We start from the raw sequence: 16,764 nt of genomic DNA, 5'->3' as shown, positions 1-16,764 counted from the left end.
ACTCTATGTCACTGAGTTTTCACTTTCCGTGGCAGTATGCGGGCGATGAAGGTTCCGACCGCGCTGAGTGCGCGATTGATCAGACTCCGTCGCGCCAAGCCCTACGGGGTGACCGGCGTGACCGCGCCGGTCCGCGCTGACCGCCGCACCAAAAACCTCACTAAACGCCTCAAACCCGGCGATATTGCGATCATTGACCACGTTGACCTCGACCGGGTCAGTGCTGAGGCTCTCGTCGAGTGCGGGGTCTCCGCGGTAGTGAACGCCGCCAAAAGTATCAGCGGCCGCTACCCCAACCTGGGGCCGCAGCTCCTCGTCGAAGCAGGGATCCCCCTCGTCGACGAGGTAGGGCCGGAGATCTTCACGCAGATCGAAGAGGGGGAGCGTCTCCGGTTGGAGGGCAACACCCTGCTGCGCGGTGACACGGTCGTGGCCAAGGGGGTGGAGCAGGACGCCGAATCGATCAAAGCCGCCATGGCCGAAGCCCGCGCCGGCCTGGCCGTCTAGCTTGAAGCGTTCGCCGCCAACACGATGGAGTACCTCAAACGCGAGCGGGCGCTCCTGTTGGAAGGCGTCGGCGTTCCCGAGATCACCACGCCGATCGAAGGCCGGCATGTGCTGATCGTGGTGCGCGGCTACCACTACCGGGAGGATCTGGCAGCGCTCCGCCCCTACATCCGCGAATACCGCCCGGTCATCATCGGAGTGGACGGCGGCGCGGACGCGCTTCTGGAAGCCGGATACCGGCCTGACATCATCGTCGGTGACTTCGACTCGGTCTCTGACCGAGCCTTGGCCTGCGGCGCGGAACTCGTCGTCCACGCCTACCGGGACGGGCGGGCGCCCGGATTGCGGCGCCTCACCGAGCTCGGCTACGAGGCCGTGGTGTTTCCCGCCACCGGGACCAGCGAGGACGTGGCGATGATGCTCGCCGACGAAGCGGGAGCCGCGCTCATCGTTGCGGTCGGCACCCACGCCACCCTCGAAGAGTTCCTCGACAAAGGACGCGCGGGAATGGCCAGCACGTTCCTTACCCGCCTGCGGGTCGGCGGCAAACTCGTCGACGCTAAAGGCGTCAGCCGTCTCTACCGCAGCCGGATCTCGCCGTGGACGCTGCTCCTGCTCGTAGCAGCCAGCCTGCTCACCATCGTCGTCGCGGCCTACTGCTCTCCAGCCGGACAGGTCTACATGACCTTCCTCGCTGCGCGGTGGGACGCGTTCTACTACTGGCTCACGGGGCTTTTCGCGTGATCGACTTCCGCTACCACCTGGTCTCCACAGTCGCGATCTTCCTGGCACTCACTGTCGGCATCGTGCTGGGCAGCACGATGCTGCAAGACCCGCTGCTGCACACCCTCAAAGAGGAGACAGAGCAGTTGCGGCTGCAGAGCGAGCGGCTGCGCGCCGACAAGGATGTGGCGGACCAGTTCAACGCCGGTGCCGCGCAGCTCATCGCCGCCTACGAGACGGTGATGCTCGACCGCAGGCTCACCGACGTGCGGATCGTCGTGGTGGAGCCGGACGGAGTGGACCCTACGCTGCGCGACGCAGTCGTGGAGCAGTTGCGGCACGCCGGGGGCACGGTCGTGGGCCGTATCACTCTCACGGAACGCTACCTCGACCCCGCTGAAGCCACCCACGTCGCCAAAGTCGCCGACCGGTGGGCTGAAGGCCTCAACGTCTCCTACGACAACCCCTACGAGCAGGCCGGCGCCGAACTCGCCCAGGCGCTGCTCGCCTTCGAGGACGACCAGCGTGCCGACACCGGCTTCGACCCGGACAGTGTCCTCGCCGGATACGTCACGTCGGGGCTGCTCGCCGTGCACGGCAAACCCGCGGGCCGGGCGGATGCGGCACTCCTGCTCGCCCCCGCGGAACCGTTCGCGTTCGCTGACGAGCGTGACGCCGAGGATCCGGCGGCCACCCCGCCCGCCAACGCGATCATGCTGGCGTTCGCCCGCGCTCTTGACCAGGTCGGGATCGCCACGGTGCTGGCGGGGCCGCCGGACGCAGCCGACCCGCACGGTGTCATCGGGCAGGCGCGCACCGAAAAAGCCCGGTTCACCACCGTGGACATCGCCGGCACCGCGCCGGGCGACGTCGTCACCGTGCTGGCGTTGGCGACAGCGGTGGAAGGCCGCCCCGGCCACTACGGCATTGGCGCGCAGGCCGACGGTTTCCTGCCGGAAGTCCTCCCCACCCCGCGGCCGGAACCGACTCCCACCCCGTCCGGTGCCCTTTCTGCTGTCGACGACGAACCTTAGTGAGTCCGAACCATGCTGCTCCGTTTCTTCACCACCCAGGCTCGTAACCGTCCTCGACTCCGGGACGCCCTTACCCCGGCGTGGCGCACCACCGGCGCGGCGGTCCTCGCCGCAGGGGTGGGCGCGGTTGCGGCCCGCGGCCTGTACCGGGTGCTGACCGACCGGTGGGGCACCGCTCATCCCCGGGGAAAGTGGAACCGTGTCAACTACCGGGGGGAGCGGGTCACCCTGCTGGAAGGGCCCGCGGTGGCAGCCGGCGCCTGCGCGGGGATCGCACTCACCCCGGGGATCCGGCCTGCGCTGCGCGTGGCAGCCGTCCTCGCCGGGGGCGGGGCAGCGGTGTTCGGCGCCTACGACGACCTGTACGGGTCCGGCTCTTCACGGGGTTTCCGCGGGCACGTGGGCGCGCTGGCACGCGGCCGCCTCACCACAGGAGCCGTCAAAATCGCGGGGATCGGCGCGAGCGGCCTGGCAGCCGCTGCAACCTTGAACCGCACCGCGGTGGACACGCTGGTCGATGGGGCGTTGATTGCGGGAAGCGCCAACCTGCTCAACCTGTTCGACCTGCGTCCGGGGCGGGCCGCCAAAGTGGCGCTCCTGACAGGGTCCTCCGCGCTCGCCCACCCCGGGGCTGCGCCCGTGGCCGCCGCGCTGCTCGGCGCGACCTGCGCGCTGCTCCCTGAAGACCTCCGCGAGCGCGCCATGCTCGGTGACGCGGGGGCAAACGCCCTCGGAGCGCTCCTCGGCTTGGCGGCCGCCGCCTCCTGCCCGCGGTGGGCGCGGCTCGGCCTGCTCGCCGGAGTGGTCGCACTGACCGCGGCCAGTGAATACGTGAGCTTCACGCACGTCATCGCGGTCACCCCGCCGCTGCGGCTGCTCGACGAGTGGGGGCGCCGTCCCGCCCCGCTTCCCGCGCCGGTTACGCAACCCGGTTGATCGGGACGGAACAGGGCCTGGCCCGCGGGAAGCGGACGGTCCGGCAGCGGCGCGAGGAATTAACGGAGGGGAGCGGACCGGCGGTGGTCCGGGAACGGCGAGCGGGAATTTCCGTGGCGGGAGCCGCGATCCTCATCAGTGTCGTCACCGTGGTCGCGCGCGCCGCCGGATTCGGCCGCACCGTGGTCTTCGCCCACACGGTCGGGGAGAACTGCCTGGGCACCGCCTACGTGACCGCCAACCAGGTCCCCACGGTGCTCTACGAGATCGTCATCGGCGGTGCCCTGTCGGGAATGGTCGTGCCGGTGCTGGCCGACGCGGCCCGCCGCGGCGATACCGGTTATGTCCAACGCACCGCCTCGGCGCTCATCACCTGGGTGGTGGTCGTGGCCGTGCCGCTGAGCCTGCTCCTCGCCGCAGCCGCAGAGTCGGTGATGGCGGTGCTCCTCGCCGGCACCCGCGGCTGCTCCACCGCTGACCTGCTGGCCCTTGCCTCCCGATTCCTCGCGGTGTTCGCGCCGCAGGTGCTGTTCTACGGGCTTGCCGCCGTGCTGTACGGGGTTTTGCAGGCGCACCGGCGCTTCCTCGCCCCCGCGCTGGCGCCGCTGATCTCCAGCCTCGTCGTGGCCGGCGCGTACCTGGCCTACGTGCCGTTGAGTGCGGGAAGCACCGACGTCCGAGCCGTGCCTGCCGCAGCGGAGCTCGTGCTGTCCGTGGGCACGACTGCCGGGGTGGCTGCGCTGTGCCTGACCACGCTCATACCGGTGCTGCGGATGCGGTTAGGGCTGCGGCCGACCCTGTCTTTTCCCCCGGGGGTGGGGGCGCGGGCCCGCGCGCTCGCGGTGTCGGCCCTGGTGCCGCTGGTGGCCATGCAGGTGACCTTGCTGGTGTCGATGTGGCTCGCCAACCACGGCGGCGGTGGGGGGACCGGGGTGCTGTACAGCTACGCGTGGGCCCTGTTCACCCTGCCCTACGGCGTGATCGCGGTGCCTATCGCCACGAGCGCGTTCACTGCTTTAGCGGAATACCACGGCCAGCAGGACCACGCCGGATACGACCGGGTGCTTGCGGTAGGGATGCGCGCCTGCCTGATCGCGGTGAGCGGCTCAGCCGTGGCTTTGGCGGCGGCCGCCGCCCCCCTGGCCCGGCTGTTCGCAGACGACCAGGCGGAAGCACTGCAGCAGGCGCTGCTCGCGTATGCGCCCGGGGTGGTTGCTTTCGGGGGCATGGCACTGCTCAGCCGGGCCTTGTATGCCGTGCACCGTGGACGGCTCGCCGCCGCAGCCCAGGTGGTGGGCTGGACGGTGGCGGCGGGCGCGTCCGCGACCGCGGTGGCGGTGTGCCCGCCAGAGCAGACTGTGGCCGCACTGGGGGCGGGCACGTCCCTGGGATTGGGGGTGGGGGTGGTGCTGCTCGGCGGAGCGGTGTGGCGGGTCAGAGGGCGGACAGCGTTCGCTTCCCTGGGGCGTACCGCTGCAGCGTGCCTGCTCGGCACGGTTGTGGGCTACGGGTGCGGGGCGGGGGTCTCCGCGCTGCTGCCTGCCGGGTCCCCGGGGGCCGCCATGGTTGCGGCTCTGCTGGCGGCGTTCGCCGCGGTGTTGGGCTACGGGGCGGCGGTGGCAGCGGTCGACGCCGCCGCGCTGCACGCGGTGCTGACCCGCCGTATGGGCGCGACAGACACCACGGAAAGGACAACGGGGTGAACGGGTTGCGGATTGCCTTGGTGTTAGCGACGAGCAGCGGGGGAGTGGGCAGCCATGTGCGGTCGCTGAGCCGCGGACTTGTGGCCCAGGGCCACCGGGTCGCGGTGGTGGGGCCGGAAGCGACCGAGCAGCGGTTCGACTTCACGGGGACAGGGGCGCGGTTCGCGCCGTTGGAGGTCGCTGACCGGCCGCGGCCGTTCCGTGACCTTGCCGCGCTGCTGCGGTTGAACGCTCTGCTCGCCGGGGCCGACGTGGTCCACGCGCACGGGGCGCGGGCCGGGGCGCTGGTGGCGTTGAGCGGTGCGGCTGCGCCGCTCGTGGTCACCATGCACAACGCTCCCCCAGCCGGGGGCGGGGCGTGGCTGTTCGGCCTCCTCGAACAGATCCTGGTGTGCCGCGCCGACCTGGTGCTGGGCGTGTCCAGCGACTTGGTGGAGCGGGCTCGGACGCGGGGGGCGCGGCGTGTGGCGCGCGCCCTCGTCCCTGCCCCGCCCGCTGCCCCTTCGGGACGGGACCCGGAGCAGATCCGGGCCGAGCTCGGGGTTGAGCCCGGGCAGCCTTTGCTGGTGACCGTGGCCCGGCTGGCCGAGCAGAAAGGACTGCCGGTGCTGCTGGATGCGGCGCGCGCGTGGGCGCGGCGCACCCCGTCCCCGCTGGTGGTCGTCGCTGGCGAGGGGCCGCTGCGGGAGTCGCTTACGGCGCGGATCACCGCCGAGAACCTCCCCGTGCGGCTGCTCGGCAACCGCGACGACGTCGCTGACCTGCTTGCCGCGGCCGACGTGTTCGTCCTGTCCAGCATGTGGGAGGGGCAGCCGCTGGTGGTGCAGGAGGCGCTGCGTGCCGGGGTGCCTGTGGTGGCCACGGACGCGGGAGGGGTCGCGGACTTGGTGGGAGACGCTGCGGTGCTGGTTCCCGTGGGGGATGCGGATGCGTTGGCTGACGGGGTAGTCCAGGTGTTGGACGATGAGGCGCGGGCGGCACGCATGCGGCTGCGTTCCCGGGCCGCAGCAGCCGTGCTTCCCCCGCCTGGTTCTGACTGTGCGCAGGTCATCAGCTACTATGCGGAACTCGTGGACCGGGCACGCACACGGTGAGGCCTGGCTCACTGTCGAGGAGGAGAAAAATATCGGGGACGGTGGTTCTCCGCACTCCGCAGCGATGGCATGATAGACCCCGATGCTGAACACGAGCTGAAATTTTTTCGGCTTCGTGCTTTCTGCAGTTCGGTAGGGGAGTATCCCTTCGCGACGGTGCCGTCACCACGGAACGCAACGGGGCGTTCCCGGTCCGTCGGTCCACACCATGGTGTTCGTGGATGGGAGAGACCTCCGGTTCTTGTCGTGCTCGCTTTTCGAGGCGGCCACCGTAACCGGAGAAGAGGATCCCTGACATGGACGCACCCTGGTGGGTCTGGCTGGCAACTATCGTCGGCATCGCCGTGATCCTGGTCGTCGACCTCGCTATCGTCGATCGCCCATGGAGTAAGAAGCGCGAGCCGAAGGAGTTCTCGCTCAAAGAGGCCTCGTGGTGGTCGGCCTTCTACATCGCGCTCGCCATCGTCTTCGGGATCGGCATCTGGTATTTCGCCGGGTGGGAGAAGGCCGGTGAGTACTTCGCCGGCTATGTCACCGAGAAGAGCCTGAGCGTCGACAACCTCTTCGTCTTCTACCTGATCCTCACCTCTTTCGCGGTGCCCAAGAAGTACCAGCATGAGGTGCTGCTGGTCGGCATCATGCTGGCGCTGGTCATGCGCGGCGTGTTCATCGCGGTCGGGGCGCAAGCGGTCAACGCGTGGAGCGAAGTCTTCTACCTGTTCGGCGCGTTCCTCATCTACACGGCGATCAAGATCGTCCGGGACAACGTCGCAGGCTCGGAGGAAGAGGAGACCAACTACACCGACAGTTTCGCGGTGCGCATGCTCCGCAAGGTGTGGCCGGTAACCGACAGCTACCACGGCCCCCGGCTGACCGTGAAACTCGACGGACGCCGTCACATCACCCCGATGTTCATGGTGATCGTCGCGGTCGGTGTCACCGACCTGATCTTCGCGGTCGACTCGATCCCAGCGATCTTCGGGCTCACCCAGGACGCCTACCTGGTGTTCACCGCGAACGCTTTCGCGCTGCTCGGGCTGCGGGTCCTGTACTTCCTGCTGGCCGGGCTGATGGACCGGCTGGCCTACATCAGCTGGGGCCTCGCCGCGATCATGGTGTTCATCGGCATCAAGATGCTCTTGCATGCCCTCCACGAGAACGGGGTCGACGTCCCCGAGGTCGGTACCAGCCTGTCGCTGGGCGTCATCCTCGGCGTGATGACCATCACGGTCATCGCGAGTGTGGTCAAGTCCCGCAGCGATATGCGGAAGTTGCAGGCTCGTGCCGGCGATATCACGCCCCGCGAGTGACCGCGCAGCTTCCCGCGACACCCGAAAATCGAACAGGCGTACCCATAGAATGGGGTCCCAGCCGGAATGAGGCCGGACCCCACGTGGTTGCTGTGGGCGAAGCTCCGGCGGTGGCGCTGCCGCATGCTCGCACGGGGCAGCGCGCCCTGTCGTACCGGTGGGCGCGGCAGTACAGGAAGTCTCGCGATACGCACCGCCGTGGTCCGACCGCACACCCTCGACGAGGAAGGATGAAGCGCACCGGCGTCCGGGACGGTCCCGGGGCCACGCGCGAAGAACTATGGCCGATCGTCTGGTGATCCGCGGGGCCCGCGAACACAACTTGAAGAACGTCTCCCTGGAACTGCCCCGCGACTCGATGATCGTGTTTACCGGGCTGTCCGGTTCAGGGAAGTCGTCGCTGGCCTTCGACACGATCTTCGCTGAGGGGCAGCGCAGGTACGTGGAGTCGCTCTCCGCGTACGCCCGCCAGTTCCTCGGCCAGATGGACAAGCCCGCCGTCGACTTCATCGAGGGCCTGTCTCCCGCGGTTTCCATCGACCAGAAGTCCACGAGCCGCAACCCGCGCTCTACGGTCGGCACCATCACGGAGGTGTACGACTACCTGCGGCTGCTGTGGGCGCGGATCGGAAAGCCGCACTGTCCCCGCTGCGGCCGCCAGATCGCCCCGCAGACCCCGCAGCAGATCGTGGACCGGGTGTTGGAACTGCCGGAGGGCACCCGTTTCCAAGTGCTGGCGCCCGTGGTGCGGGGGCGGAAAGGCGAGTACACGGAACTGTTCCAGAGCCTGCAGGCCAAAGGGTTCACCCGGGCGCGGGTCGACGGTGTGCTCGTGCGGTTGGACGAGGCGCCGGAGCTCAAACGGTACGAGACTCACGACATCGCTGTCGTGGTGGACCGGCTCAGCGTCAAACCCACGGCGAGTCAACGGCTGGCCGACTCGGTGGAGACCGCGCTGCAGTTGGCGGGCGGCACCATCATCGTGGAGTTCGTGGACCTGCCCGAGGACGATCCCGGGCGGGAGCGGATCTACTCTGAGCACCTGTACTGCCCCTACGACGACCTGTCGTTCGAAGAGCTTGAGCCGCGGTCCTTCTCCTTCAACTCGCCGTACGGGGCCTGCCCGGAATGCACCGGGCTGGGCACCCGACTGGAGGTCGACGCGGAACTGGTCGTCCCCGACCCCACGAAGACCCTTGCTGAAGGCGCGATCGCTCCGTGGAGCAGCGGCAGCCCCAGCGACTACTTCCTCCGCCTCATGCAGGCGTTGGGTGAGGCCATGGGGTTCGACTTGGACACCCCGTGGGAGAAGCTGCCGCGCAAAGCACGCCAGGCCCTGCTCACCGGTTACGACACCCAGGTCCACGTCAGCTACCGCAACCGGTACGGGCGGCGGCGCGCCTACTACACCGATTTCGAGGGAGTCGTCAACTGGATCCGCCGCCGCCACGCGGAGAGCGACAGCGAGCTCGTGCGGGAGCGGCTTGAAGGCTACATGCGGGTCGTGCCGTGCCCCGCATGCCAGGGCAGCAGGCTCAAACCGGAAGCCCTCGCGGTGACCGTCGGCGGCAAGTCCATCGCCGAGGTCAGCGCGATGCCGCTGGGGGAGTGCGCGGACTTCTTCGCGTCGCTGGAACTGTCCGACCGCGACCGGACGATCGCCGCCCAAGTCCTCAAGGAGATCAACGCCCGGCTCGGCTTCCTTCTCGACGTGGGCCTGGACTATCTCACCCTCAGCCGGGCCGCAGCCACCCTGTCTGGTGGGGAGGCCCAGCGGATCCGGCTGGCCACCCAGATCGGCTCCGGGCTGGTCGGGGTGCTCTACGTCCTCGACGAGCCGTCGATCGGACTGCACCAGCGGGACAACTTCCGGCTGTTGGAGACGTTGCAGCGGCTGCGGGACCTCGGCAACACGCTCATCGTCGTCGAGCACGACGAGGACACGATCCGCGTCGCGGACTGGGTGGTCGACATCGGCCCGGGCGCCGGGGAGCACGGCGGCCAGGTCGTCGTGTCCGGGACCGTGAAGGAACTGCTGGAGCACCCCGAGTCGATCACGGGACAGTACCTGTCGGGGCGGCGGACGATCCCGGTGCCTGAGAAGCGGCGGCCCCGCGATCCCAAGCGGCAGCTCGTCGTCAAAGGCGCCCGCGAGAACAATCTGCGCGATATCGACGTCGCGTTCCCGCTGGGGGTGTTCACTGCCGTCACCGGGGTGTCCGGGTCGGGCAAGTCCACCCTGGTCAACGAGATCCTGTACAAGGCGCTGGCCAAGGAGCTGCACGGGGCGCGCGACGTGCCCGGGCGGCACACGCGGATCAACGGGGTGCACCTGGTGGACAAGGTCGTCCACGTCGATCAGAGCCCGATCGGCCGGACCCCGCGGTCGAACCCGGCAACCTACACCGGGGTGTTCGACCACATCCGCAAACTGTTCGCGCAGACGACAGAAGCGAAGGTCCGCGGCTACCAGCCGGGCCGGTTCTCCTTCAACGTCAAGGGGGGCCGCTGCGAAGCGTGCGCGGGCGACGGCACGATCAAGATCGAAATGCAGTTCCTCCCGGACGTCTACGTGCCGTGCGAGGTCTGCCACGGCGCCCGGTACAACCGCGAGACGCTCGACGTGCACTACAAGGGCAAGAACATCGCGGACGTGCTGGATATGCCGATCACTGAGGCGCTGGAGTTCTTCGAGTCGATCAGCGCGATCCGCCGCCACTTGCAGACCTTGCACGACGTGGGGTTGGGCTATGTGCGGCTCGGACAGCCTGCCACCACCCTGTCGGGCGGGGAGGCCCAGCGGGTGAAGCTCGCCACCGAGCTGCAGCGCCGCTCTACCGGGCGCACCGTGTACATCCTGGACGAACCGACCACGGGACTGCACTTCGCTGACATCGAGAAACTGTTGAACGTGCTGGGACGGCTCGTGGATGCGGGCAACACCGTCATCGTGATCGAGCACAACCTCGACGTCATCAAGACCGCCGACTACCTCATTGACATGGGGCCGGAAGGCGGGTCGCGCGGCGGCACGGTGGTGGTGACAGGAACCCCGGAAGAGGTTGCCCAGCATCCGGAGAGCCACACCGGCCACTTCCTCCGCGCGATTCTCCGCTGACCGGCAGCCGGCGGGCCGGGGCGGTGTGGCGCCCTGCCTCGGGAATGCGGGCACGCGCGACAGGGCGCGCGGGGCGCGGCGGGGCCCGTGGGGTGGGCGTCTCCGTTCGTGGCGTGGGGCGATGCCTCGAGGGTGGGGTCGGACCACTATGGTGGGGTTGGTCCCCGTCGTGGCGCGGCTGCTCAGCTGGGCGTGCGGCAGAGCCCTCCGGCGCGGCCGGGGCCGGTGCCGGGGGAGGCGGTGGGGAGCTGCGGGACCCCGTGCCGGTCTACTCTCAGATCCGTACTACATTGCGTAGTAGATCTGTTCGACCATTTCAGGGAGCTTGGAGATGACAACGGAGCCGTCACCGCGTGTTTGCCGGATCAGCCGTCGCGCAATGCTGGCGGGGACGGGCGCTGCGGGAGCGGTGGCGCTCACCGCGACCGGCTGCGGGACCACGCCGAAGCCGCAGGATGCGCTGCGCGGCACTGTAGTGGCGCAGACCACGGACGTCCCCGAAGGCGGCGGGCTGCTGCTGATGGACGCCAAGCTGGTGATCACCCAGCCTGAACCAGGCACGTTCCTCGCGTTCAGTGCTTCGTGCACCCACGGGGGCTGTACGGTCCAGGAAGTCACCACGGAGATCCTCTGCCTGTGCCACCACAGCAAGTTCGGGCTCGACGGTGAGGTGCTCCAGGGGCCGGCCGTCGACCCCTTGGAGCAGTTCGAAGTGAAGGTGGAGGGGACCGACATCATCCTGGTCTGAGCGGAACAGCCAGGCTTAGTCGGTCTTGGTGCGTGCAGTGTCGTCCGAGGCGGGGGCGGCGGAAGGCTGGCGGGGCGCTCCAGTGGGCACCACCGCGGGGTAACGCTGGTCTTCGCCGTCCATGCCCGTGAATTGGGTGCGGTTGCGCGGAAGGGCTTCAGGGAAGTTCTCCCGGATGTAGGTGAGCATGTGCTCACGCAACTGCACCATGAGGGTCCACCGGGCGCTGGAGTCGGCGGCGGTCACTGTGGCGCGGAGCTCCACCAGACCCGAGTCGAGGATGTCGGTGACGTCGAGCGACCAACTGCGACCGTCCCACTGGGGGTGGTTGGTCACAAACGACTCCACTTCGGCGCGGAGCCGGTCCACTGGGACCTCCCAGTCGACTCGGAACATCACCACGCCCGTGATGTTGCTGCCGTGCTTGGTCCAGTTTTCGAAGGGTTGCGTGGTGAAGTAGGACACGGGGAAGATCAGTCGGCGCTCGTCCCAGATGCGCACGGTCACGTTGGTGAGCGTCAGTTCTTCGACCCGGCCCCATTCGCCTTCTACAACGACCACGTCGTTGATGCGCAGCGAGTCGCTGAAGGCCAGTTGCAGTCCGGCGAACATGTTGCCCAGCGTGGCCTGAGCGGCCACACCGGCGATGATGCCGATCAGACCGGCGGACGCCAGAATACCGGCACCGAGTGCGGCGACCGCGGGGAAGGTGAACAGGATCGCTGCGACGGCGAGCAGGCCCAGCACGGTGGCCACCACCCGCCGCAGGAGCCGCACCTGGGTCTGCAGGCGGCGGGAGCGGCGGTCAGCGTCGCCGTTGCGCGCCGACAGGCGCGCCAGGATCATGTCGGTGACCGCGTAGGCCATGGTCAGCCCCAGCCACGTCAGCGACGCGATCATCGCGATGCGCATGCCGTGCTGGAAGATCGGATACCAGAACTTGGGGTTCTCAAACCCTCGCGCGTCGGGGATCGCCAGGTTGATCCCGATGACGATAGCCGCCGCGTACGCGGAGTATCGGCAGCGTCGCACCAGGTGCTCGGCCATGGCCCACACTCTGGAGAGCTGGTGGGTCAGTAACCAGTGCAGCACCGTGACCAGGAACACGGAGATGGCGACGGCGATGCCTACTGCAACCCAGTTGCCGAGTGACATCACTGGAGGGGCCCCCTTGTGCGACGTTGAGAAGAAAAAGAAAAGGGATACAACGCAGACAGGGACAACCTAGAACATCCCTATGCCGATCTGTGACCGTCCCTAGGGTGAGCCGTGACACCGCGGAGTGTCCTCCCAGAGGATCGGCATTCCAGCGCGTAGGGTCTGCCGCGGGGAACCCTGCCCGGGAGCCTTGACGTTGTCTCCACGCGGAGCCCGGGGCGTCGCGCCCTGTCCCCTGGGGCTTCCGGCGATACCGCTGACCGCTGGGGTGCGGCCAACGGTATGTCTGGGAGTACGCACTAAAGAATGGGAGGGGAGGCTCCAGGACGCTGCGTCCGCGGGGCCTGTTCCGCTTCCCGGAGTCCACCCCCGCCTGGGGCGGGGAGCACTGATGAGGGAAACCCGATGACCGTCCGCCCGACTTTGCGTCCGAAGCCCGGATCGATCCCCACCGATCCGGGGGTCTACCGTTTCCGGGACGAGCACGGCCGTGTGATCTACGTCGGCAAGGCGAAGAACCTGCGGGCCCGCCTGTCCTCGTACTTCCAGGATTTCAGCGCGCTGCACCCCCGCACCCAGACCATGATCTCCACCGCCGCCGACGTCGACTGGACGGTGGTGAACACCGAGGTGGAGGCCCTGCAACTGGAGTATTCCTGGATCAAGGAGTACTCTCCGCGGTTCAATGTCCGCTACCGCGACGACAAAAGCTACCCCTACTTGGCGGTGACCCTCAACGAAGAGTTCCCCCGGGTGCAGGTGATGCGCGGGGCCCGCCGCCGCGGGGTGCGCTACTTCGGGCCCTACTCCTATGCGTGGGCGATCCGCGACACCGTCGACCTGCTGCTCCGCGTGTTCCCGGTGCGCACCTGCTCGGCTGGGGTGTTCAAACGCGCTCGGTCCAGTGGCCGCCCTTGCCTGCTGGGCTATATCGACAAGTGCTCTGCCCCGTGCGTGGGGCGGATCGGCGTGGAGGAGTACCGGGCGCTCGCCGAGGATTTCTGCGCTTTCATGGCAGGGGAGACCGGCCGGTTCCTGCGGCAGTTGGAAGCCGAGATGAAACAGGCGGCGGCCGCGCAGGAGTACGAGCGTGCCGCCCGGATCCGTGACGATATCCAGGCGCTGCGCACGGTCATGGAGAAGCAGGCGGTGGTGCTCGGGGACAGCACCGACTGCGACGTGATCGCGATCGCCGAGGACCAGTTGGAAGCCGCGGTCCAAGTGTTCTACGTGCGCGGCGGCCGGATCCGCGGGGAGCGCGGCTGGGTGGTGGACAAAGTCGAGGACGTCTCCACGGGGAAACTCGTCGAGCAGTTCCTGGCCCAGACGTACGGGGGTGCCGACGATGAGGAGTCCACCACGGCGATTCCCCGCGAAGTGCTGGTGTCGGCCGAGCCCGCCGACCGGGACGCGGTCGTCGCCTGGCTGTCGAAGCGGCGCGGCGCGGCCGTGGATGTGCGGGTCCCCCAGCGCGGCGACAAACGGGCCCTCATGGAGACCGTGCTCAAAAACGCGGAGCAGACCCTGGCCCGCCACAAGAGCCAGCGCGCTTCCGACTTGACGACCCGGTCCAAAGCCCTGGCGGAGATCGCGGAGGCGCTCGGTCTGGCGGAGGCGCCGCTGCGCATCGAATGCTTCGACATCTCCACCCTGCAGGGGGAGCACACTGTGGCGTCCATGGTGGTGTTCGAAGACGGTCTGGCCCGCAAGTCCGAGTACCGGCGGTTCAGTATCCGCGGGGCGGAAGGCGCGGACAGTGACGTGGCCGCGATGTACGAGGTCATCAGCCGGCGGTTCACCCGTTACCTGGAGGAGAGCCAGCGTGTCGGCGAACTGGACACGCTGGGGGAGAGCGGTGCGCCGCAGGGGGCGGAGCGGAAGGCCCCCCGTTTCGCCTATCCCCCTAACCTCGTCGTCGTGGACGGCGGCCGTCCGCAGGTCGCGGCTGCCCAGCGGGCCTTGGACGATCTGGGGATCGAGGATGTGGCGGTCTGCGGGCTGGCGAAACGCTTGGAGGAAGTGTGGTTGCCCGGGGAAGAGGACCCGATCATCCTGCCGCGGACGAGTGAGGGGCTCTACCTGCTGCAGCGTGTGCGAGACGAGGCGCACCGGTTTGCGATCTCCTACCATCGACGCAAGAGAGCGAAGGCGCTGACAGCCAGCGTGCTGGATGACATCCCCGGGCTGGGGCCGGTCCGCCGCGCCGCTCTGCTGAAGCATTTCGGGTCGGTGCGGCGGCTGGCGCAGGCCACGGCCGCGGAGATCGCTGAGGTGCCGGGGATCGGGGAGCGGACCGCGCAGACTATCTACGAGCGGCTCACGAGCGTGGAGGGCGGACAGCGGACACAACCGGAGAACAGCAAGGCAGACGAGTGAGACTACGAGGGGAAGAACACGTGGCGACCAGTCGAGGAGACGATCTCCTGCCAGAGATTGTCGTCGTGACGGGCATGTCGGGGGCCGGGCGGAGCACCGCGGCGCGGGCACTGGAGGACCTCGACTGGTTCGTCGTCGACAACCTGCCGCCGGCCCTGCTGCCGACCATGATTGATCTGGCGGCGCGCACCCGAGGCGCCGTGCCCCAGATCGCCGCGGTCGTGGACGTGCGCAGCATGGCGTTCACCGAGGACCTGCTGTCCACCGTGGAGGATTTGCGGAGCCGCGGGATCGGGGCCCGCGTCGTGTTTTTGGAGGCGTCAGACGAGACGCTGGTGCGCCGCTTCGAGAGTGTGCGCCGTCCCCACCCGCTGCAGGGGGACGGGCGGTTGACCGACGGGATCAGCCGGGAGCGGGAACTGCTGCGGTCGATCCGCGGCGAGGCTGACCTGGTGGTCGACACGTCCCAGCTCAACGTGCACCAGCTCAAGGCGAAGATGGTGGGGTTTTTCGGGAAGGCCCGGGAGACCCGACTGCGCGCCAATGTGGTGTCTTTCGGATACAAGCACGGACTTCCGGTCGACGCCGACCTGGTGTTGGACTGCCGCTTCTTGCCCAACCCGCACTGGGTGCCGGAGCTGCGCCCGCTGACCGGGCAGGACGAGCCGGTGCGCGACTATGTGCTGGCCCAGCGCGGCGCCAAGGAGATGCTCGACTCCTATACCGAAGTGCTGCGGCTGTTGGTCTCCGGATACCAGCGGGAGGGTAAGCACTACATGACGCTTGCGGTGGGATGCACTGGAGGCAAGCACCGGAGCGTCGCCATGTCGGAACAGCTTGCCGCACGCTTGCGTGACGAAGGAGTCGAGGTGAACATCATCCACCGGGACCTGGGACGCGAGTAGGCGGCGGCGCGGCGGCGAGGGCCGCTCCACAGTGCCCGGGGCTGGGAGGAGCCGGGAGGGAATGAGGGGCGCGTAGACCGATGGCGGGTTACGAGGACGCTTGGGAGAAGCCGCACAGTGAGCACGACGCTGCCGAACCGCCGCGCGTGGTTGCGCTCGGCGGAGGGCACGGACTGTACGCGTCGTTATCCGCGTTACGCCGGGTCACCACTGACGTCACCGCGATCGTCACGGTTGCTGACGACGGGGGGTCCAGTGGGCGGCTGCGCCGCGAGCTGGGGGTGCTGCCTCCCGGGGACCTGCGGATGGCGCTGGCTGCGCTGTGCGGTGACGACGAGTGGGGCAGCACCTGGAGTGAAGTCGTGCAGCACCGGTTCCGATCCGAGGGTGAACTGCACGGCCACGCGGTAGGCAACCTGCTCATCGTCGCGCTGTGGGAACTGTTGGGTGACTCGGTGGCCGCCTTGGACTGGGTGGGCCAGTTGCTGGGCGCGCACGGCCGGGTGCTGCCCATGTCGTCGGTGCCGTTGGACATCGTCGCCGAAGTGGAGGGCGCCGACCCGGAGCGCCCGGACGAGGTGGTGACGGTGCGCGGGCAGGTGGCCTGTGCCAGTACTCGGGGACGAGTGCGGTCGATTTCGCTGATTCCGGAGCGGCCGCCGGTGCCGAGCCAGGTGATCCGGGCTGTGCACGAGGCCGACTGGGTGGTGTTCGGTCCGGGGTCGTGGTTCACCAGCGTGCTTCCGCACCTGCTCGTGCCGGATTTGGCGCGGGCGCTGGTGACGACGAAGGCCCGGCGCCTTGTGGCGCTCAACTTGTCTCCGCAACGGGGAGAGACGGACGGGTTTGCCGCGCACACCTACCTGGAGGTGCTTGCCGACCACGCCCCTGACTTGCGGGTGGACGTGGTGCTGGCGGACCGCAAAGGGGTGGAGGACACGGTGCGGCTGGAGCAGGTCTCCGCGGAACTGGGCGCCCGGCTGGTGGTGGCCGACCTGGCGGTCGACGACGGCTCACCGCGGCATGATCCGGATCGGTTCGCAGCGGCGTTCGATCAGATCTTCGCCAGCTAAGCGGGTTTGATCGCAAACTCGGGAAAGTGCGGAGTGTCGGAACGGTCAAGGGGCCAGACACACGCACGGAGGACATGGA

General features: G+C 68.5%; 11 protein-coding genes and 1 pseudogene. 11 read left to right on the top strand and 1 reads right to left on the bottom strand.

Going from position 1 to position 16,764, the window contains the following annotated elements:
• Positions 1 to 45 precede the first annotated feature (45 nt).
• The 8 genes and pseudogenes from steA (at position 46) to TFU_RS09960 (ending at position 11,173) form a co-directional block, all read left to right on the top strand.
• Positions 46 to 1,251: pseudogene (gene steA, locus TFU_RS09995) on the top strand (putative cytokinetic ring protein SteA).
• Positions 1,248 to 2,264 carry a copper transporter gene (locus TFU_RS09990; protein ID WP_011292452.1) on the top strand — a complete coding sequence of 339 codons (1,017 nt, stop codon included), beginning with the start codon at positions 1,248 to 1,250 and terminating at the stop codon, positions 2,262 to 2,264. Before steA ends, TFU_RS09990 begins: the two are co-directional and overlap by 4 nt.
• Before the next feature lie 12 nt (positions 2,265 to 2,276).
• Positions 2,277 to 3,200, top strand: coding sequence for a hypothetical protein (locus TFU_RS09985; RefSeq protein WP_011292451.1), 924 nt, complete (start codon positions 2,277 to 2,279; stop codon positions 3,198 to 3,200).
• An 83-nt stretch (positions 3,201 to 3,283) separates the two neighbouring features.
• Positions 3,284 to 4,903 carry a murein biosynthesis integral membrane protein MurJ gene (murJ, locus tag TFU_RS09980; protein WP_011292450.1) on the top strand — a complete coding sequence of 540 codons (1,620 nt, stop codon included), beginning with the start codon at positions 3,284 to 3,286 and terminating at the stop codon, positions 4,901 to 4,903.
• Positions 4,900 to 5,997: a glycosyltransferase family 4 protein gene (locus tag TFU_RS09975; RefSeq protein WP_011292449.1), complete on the top strand. Its 1,098-nt coding sequence runs from the start codon at positions 4,900 to 4,902 to the stop codon at positions 5,995 to 5,997. Before murJ ends, TFU_RS09975 begins: the two co-directional genes overlap by 4 nt.
• A gap of 296 nt (positions 5,998 to 6,293) precedes the next feature.
• Positions 6,294 to 7,307, top strand: a complete 1,014-nt coding sequence (locus TFU_RS09970; RefSeq protein WP_011292448.1) for a TerC family protein — start codon at positions 6,294 to 6,296, stop codon at positions 7,305 to 7,307.
• 280 nt (positions 7,308 to 7,587) lie between these two features.
• The gene (uvrA, locus tag TFU_RS09965) at positions 7,588 to 10,425 is read left to right on the top strand and encodes an excinuclease ABC subunit UvrA (protein ID WP_011292447.1); all 2,838 of its coding nucleotides are present in this window, start codon (positions 7,588 to 7,590) and stop codon (positions 10,423 to 10,425) included.
• 331 nt (positions 10,426 to 10,756) lie between these two features.
• Positions 10,757 to 11,173: a Rieske (2Fe-2S) protein gene (locus TFU_RS09960; protein WP_011292446.1), complete on the top strand. Its 417-nt coding sequence runs from the start codon at positions 10,757 to 10,759 to the stop codon at positions 11,171 to 11,173.
• A gap of 15 nt (positions 11,174 to 11,188) precedes the next feature.
• Here the strand turns inward: TFU_RS09960 and TFU_RS09955 are convergent, their stop codons facing one another.
• Positions 11,189 to 12,328 carry a mechanosensitive ion channel family protein gene (locus TFU_RS09955; RefSeq protein WP_011292445.1) on the bottom strand — a complete coding sequence of 380 codons (1,140 nt, stop codon included), beginning with the start codon at positions 12,326 to 12,328 and terminating at the stop codon, positions 11,189 to 11,191.
• A gap of 408 nt (positions 12,329 to 12,736) precedes the next feature.
• On the opposite strand from TFU_RS09955, the gene uvrC reads away from it, so the two are divergent.
• From uvrC to yvcK, 3 genes are all read left to right on the top strand, one after another.
• Positions 12,737 to 14,707, top strand: coding sequence for an excinuclease ABC subunit UvrC (uvrC, locus tag TFU_RS09950; RefSeq protein WP_011292444.1), 1,971 nt, complete (start codon positions 12,737 to 12,739; stop codon positions 14,705 to 14,707).
• Positions 14,708 to 14,727: 20 nt separating this feature from the next.
• Positions 14,728 to 15,612, top strand: coding sequence for an RNase adapter RapZ (rapZ, locus tag TFU_RS09945; protein ID WP_011292443.1), 885 nt, complete (start codon positions 14,728 to 14,730; stop codon positions 15,610 to 15,612).
• Between the two features lie 146 nt (positions 15,613 to 15,758).
• Positions 15,759 to 16,685: a gluconeogenesis factor YvcK family protein gene (gene yvcK, locus TFU_RS09940; protein ID WP_038043924.1), complete on the top strand. Its 927-nt coding sequence runs from the start codon at positions 15,759 to 15,761 to the stop codon at positions 16,683 to 16,685.
• The last annotated feature ends 79 nt before the right edge of the window (positions 16,686 to 16,764 follow it).

It is taken from the genome of Thermobifida fusca YX (assembly GCF_000012405.1).
GTDB classification, from domain to species: Bacteria; Actinomycetota; Actinomycetes; order Streptosporangiales; family Streptosporangiaceae; genus Thermobifida; species Thermobifida fusca.
This window is presented reverse-complemented; position numbering and strand designations above follow the sequence as displayed.

Excerpts from the sequence above, each read along its gene's own strand:
- TFU_RS09970 (WP_011292448.1), top strand. The coding sequence starts at position 6,294 with ATGGACGCACCCTGGTGGGTCTGGCTGGCAACTATCGTCGGCATCGCC.
- TFU_RS09960 (WP_011292446.1), top strand. The coding sequence starts at position 10,757 with ATGACAACGGAGCCGTCACCGCGTGTTTGCCGGATCAGCCGTCGCGCA.
- uvrC (WP_011292444.1), top strand. The coding sequence starts at position 12,737 with ATGACCGTCCGCCCGACTTTGCGTCCGAAGCCCGGATCGATCCCCACC.
- uvrA (WP_011292447.1), top strand. The coding sequence starts at position 7,588 with ATGGCCGATCGTCTGGTGATCCGCGGGGCCCGCGAACACAACTTGAAG.
- TFU_RS09985 (WP_011292451.1), top strand. The coding sequence starts at position 2,277 with ATGCTGCTCCGTTTCTTCACCACCCAGGCTCGTAACCGTCCTCGACTC.
- TFU_RS09955 (WP_011292445.1), bottom strand. The coding sequence starts at position 12,328 with ATGTCACTCGGCAACTGGGTTGCAGTAGGCATCGCCGTCGCCATCTCC.